The sequence below is a fragment of the Schinkia azotoformans LMG 9581 genome (assembly GCF_000307855.1).
In the GTDB taxonomy this organism is placed as follows: domain Bacteria; phylum Bacillota; class Bacilli; order Bacillales; family Bacillaceae_J; genus Schinkia; species Schinkia azotoformans.
On the sequence record NZ_AJLR01000130.1, the window covers coordinates 1 to 1,817 of the forward strand.

Consider the following 1,817-nt stretch of genomic DNA (forward strand, 5'->3'; position numbering starts at 1 on the left):
GCTAGGCGATAGGCGCTGGACCTAGACAATAAAAATTGACCTCATTATAAAACCAGAGAAGCCATTACTTCTCTGGTTTTCTTAATAATGAAATCGGTATTCCTTCTTCCTCTTGATTTCCTTCGCGGAATCCCCACGCAAATACACCTTTCAAACGATCAATTTTGAAAAGCACTCCTGGTGCCCCTTCAATTTCGTAAACTTCTCCAGGATGGAAATTACTCGGACTTAATAGATAGGCCTTAGCCATCGCAATTTTTCTTTCATAAACGGAATATTCACTTACCATACCCATTTGTTCCGCTTTTCTAGCCTTTTCTTGAAACTTACCAATTTCAAGCTTTATTTCATATTCTGACATTTCACTAAAACGTTTCTCCATTTTTCCCACTCCAGCTCATTTCTTATCTTTTTAGTATAATGTATTTTTATTGTTGTGACAAAAATTTTATGGGTAGTCCTCTTTGTTACGGGTTAAAAAAGACTCAATTTCCTCTGATTTAAAACCCCGTTGATACAAGTATTGTTTCACTTTTTGGTCAAGCTCCCAGCCTTCAAATTTGCTACTATATCTTTTATAGGCTTTTTCACTTTGTTTGGATATGGCCTGAAATTTTTGCTCCTCATCTTTTTCAATCACAATTTCAGATAAGGCTGTTTTAACGATAGGTTGAGAAAAGCCTTTTGCGAGTAATGCTTGTCCTATTTTTTGTTTTATCTGGTAATCAGATATCGTTTTATTTTGTTTAGCATTTTTTTCAGCAAAATGAAAGGCGATGTCTAATTGTGTTTCTTCAGGGAATTCCTTTAAGCTCTCTTGAATATTTGCCTCTGAAATCCCTTTTTGTTGTAGCTCTTGTCTTATTAATAATGGTCCTTTAGCTGAATTCACGATTCTCGACCGCACAAAGGCTTTCGCAAATTCCAGATCATTTACATATTGGTGTTTTTTAAGTCTTTCTATAACAATCCCAGCAATATCCTCAGAATAATCCTTCTTGTATAAATAATCACGGATTTCCTTTTCTGCCCGCATCCGATAGGATAAAAACTTTAATGCGAGGTTAAAGGCTTTTTTTATTTCATCCTTATATAGGATTTCATTAATTTCTACTTCTGTATATGTATTACCTTTTCGAATTTGAAATTCAATCAATACATCCTGGTCGACGCTAAAACCATATTCCTCTCCATTTCCCTTGTCAATATATATATTAAAACGCTCGATATTTTTGGTTTGGGTTGTAATTTTACTAATTTTTATCACAAAAATATTCCCCCATTCCTATTTATTATACCTAAAAGGACTGCTAATAGATTGAATAACTTTTCATTTAAAGGTTCATACTTCTAAAGTAATTAACTATATTCAGCAGAAGTTCCCCACCTTCACAAGTGGTGGATGAATCCGAATTAGTCATTTTATTCAGAGGATGTACAATCCCGACTGAATATAGTTAAAGCCTCCGGCGAGCCTTGCGATTTTTAAAGGTAGTTTTTCGAGCAAGCTCGAAAAACTCTGGGCGCAAATACGCCAAGGCGCATTTGATCTATAGAAAGCGAGGAAAATACAGTGGCAAAAAGTAAAGCAAGGCGTGACAAAGAAAACAGAAGAACTTTAACGTCAACACAGGAAGTATTATATTCGCGGGAATTTAAAATGGCTGACAGGGCTGGTGGATTCGTCCCACCAAATCCAAATTCTTAAGTTACATAGAAAAGCAGAAGTGACCGGTTAGCGACGTATAAACTGGAGCACATCGACTGAGATAAAGGATATCCGGCGACGAGCGTAGAGAGTCGATGTTGACTTATCG

At 36.0% G+C, this 1,817-nt stretch carries 3 protein-coding genes; 1 reads left to right on the forward strand and 2 read right to left on the reverse strand.

Annotation, left to right across the window (positions count from 1 at the left end; all coding sequences use genetic code 11):
- Positions 1–64: 64 nt before the first annotated feature.
- The gene (locus BAZO_RS16080) at positions 65–382 is read right to left on the reverse strand and encodes a YfhH family protein (RefSeq protein ID WP_003332729.1); all 318 of its coding nucleotides are present in this window, start codon (positions 380–382) and stop codon (positions 65–67) included.
- 66 nt (positions 383–448) lie between these two features.
- Entirely contained in the window at positions 449–1,267 is an 819-nt protein-coding gene (recX, locus tag BAZO_RS16085) for a recombination regulator RecX (protein ID WP_003332730.1), read from the reverse strand.
- Positions 1,268–1,573: 306 nt separating this feature from the next.
- Here recX and BAZO_RS21905 point away from each other — a divergent pair, with 306 nt between their 5' ends.
- Positions 1,574–1,708 (forward strand): YfhE family protein, encoded by a 135-nt coding sequence (locus tag BAZO_RS21905; RefSeq protein ID WP_081585742.1) that lies wholly within the window; start codon positions 1,574–1,576, stop codon positions 1,706–1,708.
- The last annotated feature ends 109 nt before the right edge of the window (positions 1,709–1,817 follow it).

Excerpts from the sequence above, each read along its gene's own strand:
- BAZO_RS16080 (WP_003332729.1), bottom strand. The coding sequence starts at position 382 with ATGGAGAAACGTTTTAGTGAAATGTCAGAATATGAAATAAAGCTTGAA.